Source organism: Sphingopyxis sp. (assembly GCF_035565275.1).
GTDB lineage: Bacteria > Pseudomonadota > Alphaproteobacteria > Sphingomonadales > Sphingomonadaceae > Sphingopyxis.
Map to the genome: position 1 here is coordinate 1 of NZ_DATMST010000171.1, position 2008 is coordinate 2008.

Below are 2008 nucleotides of genomic sequence, written 5' to 3' on the forward strand. Positions count from 1 at the left end.
GCTTTCGGTTCGTCCATACCCCATTCGATCAGCGCCTTGCGTCGGACGGGGACGCAGTTCACCATGGGCACAGACTCGCCCCGTGCCTCTAACGGCGCAATATATAGCCTAAATGAACGCCATCTGCGAACGGAAAATTCAAGGCCCGACGGTGGAATAAAGCGCGCTTTGCCGCAGCCCGGCGGCGGGCGGTCTACGCCCGCGAAAACCAGTCATTGAGCGGCACGGCCGCTTGGCCTAAGGCGACCTCTATGACTGTCTATTTCCACGAAGAAGATTTGCCCGAGGGCGTGCTGGGTTCGGGCGCGGTCGCGATCGATACCGAGACCATGGGCCTGAACCCGCAGCGCGACCGATTGTGCCTCGTCCAGATCAGCGACGGGTCGGGCGACGAGCATCTTGTCCGCTTTGCCCCCGGCAGTGCCTATGACGCGCCGGTGCTGAAGGCGATCCTGACCGATCCCGCGCGGCTGAAGCTGTTCCATTTTGCGCGGTTCGACATCGCGGCGCTTCAGCAGGCGCTCGGCGTCGTGACCGCGCCGGTCTATTGCACCAAGATTGCATCGAAGCTGGTGCGCACCTACACCGACCGCCACGGCCTCAAGGAGCTGGTGCGCGAACTGCTGGGGCAGGAAGTGTCGAAGCAGCAGCAGTCGAGCGACTGGGGCGCGGCGGAGCTTTCGGACGCGCAGCGCGATTATGCCGCGAGCGACGTGCGGTTCCTGCACGCAATGCGCGAAATACTCGACGTGCGGCTGGCGCGCGAAGGACGCACCGCGCTGGCGCAGGCCTGTTTCGACTTTCTGCCGACGCGCGCCGCGCTCGACCTTGCCGGCTGGCCCGAAACCGATATTTTCGCGCATAGTTGAGGCTGATCAGGGAATCCGATGTCCGAACGCGCCGATCTTGACCGCACGATGCGCCGCATGTGGGCGGCAAGCGGGTCGAGTCACGACAAGGTCGTGCGCATCCTGCGCTTCGGTCTGCCGCTCGTCATCGGCGTCGTCGGCGCGGTGCTCGTCTTTTCGCCCTTCACCCAGCGCACCGAGATCAGCTTCCTGCTCGCCAAGGACAAGGTCGACATGGCGAGCGAGCGGATGAAGGTGACGCGCGCCGAATACCGCGGCCAGGATTCGAAGGGACAGCCCTTTGCCCTGCTCGCGGGCAGCGCGGTGCAGAAAAGTTCGGCCGAACCGGTCGTGCGGATGACCGATCTGTCGGGGGCGATCCGGCTTGCCGACGGCCCCGCGACGATCGTCGCGAAGACCGGCGCCTATAATATGGAGACCGAGAAGGTCGCGGTCCCCGGGTTGGTGCAGGTCAAGAGTGCCGACGGATATCGCATCGATGCCAGCAATGTTGCGGTGGACCTCAAGAGCCGCAGCCTTGTCGGTCAGGATGGCGTCGACGGTACGTTGAACATCGGCCATTTTTCGGCCAATCAGCTGTCGGCCGATCTCGACCAGCGTATCGTGCGCCTTCAGGGCAATGCACGGCTCAGGATCAATCAGGGAGTGCTCAAATGAACCGGCTCTGGACCATGAAGAGCATGGCGCTTGCGGGTGCAGGCTTTACCTTGACCAGCCTTGCGATCCTGTCGGCGGGCGGCGGCGACGCTGCGCAGGCACAGGCGCTCGCCAACCATAACAGCGGCGCGCCCGTCGATTTCGCGGCGGGCAGCATCGAGGTGCAGGACCGCGCCGACCGCGTCGTGCTGGCAGGCAACGTCCGCGTGACGCAGGCGGGGTTGACCGTTACCGCGCCGCGCATGACGGTCGCCTATACCCGGCAAGGCGGCACCGACGTCAACCGGCTCGATGCCACGGGCGGCGTCGTCGTGACCAAGGGCGACGAGCGCGCGTCGGGCAATGTCGCTATCTATGACCTCGACCGGCGGCTGATCACGATGGTCGGCAATGTCGAGCTGCGCCAGCGCGGTAACCTCCTGTCGGGCGGGCGCATGGTGATCGACCTCAACAGCGGCCGCGCGACGGTCGACGGGCGCGGC

Annotated in this window: 3 protein-coding genes; all 3 read left to right on the forward strand. The window is 65.3% G+C overall.

All coding sequences use genetic code 11. The features are described 5' to 3' along the window. Positions 1–251 precede the first annotated feature (251 nt). Entirely contained in the window at positions 252–869 is a 618-nt protein-coding gene (locus tag VN047_RS11890) for a ribonuclease D (protein ID WP_325542931.1), read from the forward strand. 18 nt (positions 870–887) lie between these two features. Then, positions 888–1526: an LPS export ABC transporter periplasmic protein LptC gene (gene lptC / locus VN047_RS11895; RefSeq protein WP_325542933.1), complete on the forward strand. Its 639-nt coding sequence runs from the start codon at positions 888–890 to the stop codon at positions 1524–1526. Next, positions 1523–2008, forward strand: a 486-nt coding sequence (locus VN047_RS11900; protein ID WP_325542935.1) for an LptA/OstA family protein, incomplete at its 3' end; no start/stop codon positions are given. The genes lptC and VN047_RS11900, both read left to right, overlap by 4 nt.